Source organism: Peribacillus sp. SIMBA_075 (assembly GCF_046534585.1).
Window position 1 is genome coordinate 1 of the sequence record NZ_JAWRYN010000597.1, and the last position, 272, is coordinate 272.

General features: G+C 47.8%; 1 protein-coding gene. It reads left to right on the forward strand.

Translation table 11 applies throughout. The features are described from left to right. Positions 1 to 272: ATP-binding cassette domain-containing protein (locus tag SB775_RS29550; RefSeq protein WP_410864797.1), on the forward strand; the 272-nt coding region annotated here is incomplete at both ends.

The following is a 272-nucleotide window of genomic DNA, read 5'->3' on the forward strand; positions in this document are numbered from 1 at the left end:
GGGCGATTGAACGCAGAAGACGAGCAAATGGTCGACCAGGCAATCGATTATATGGACCTCGAGGACATGCAGCATTCCTATTTGGATGAATTGTCCGGTGGCCAGCGCCAGCGTGCCTTTATCGCGATGGTCATTGCGCAGGATACCGATTATGTCTTATTGGATGAGCCGCTCAATAATTTGGATATGAAACATTCCGTGCAAATCATGAAAATCTTGCGCCGCTTGGTCAATGAACTTGGCAAAACAGTCATCATCGTCCTGCATGACAT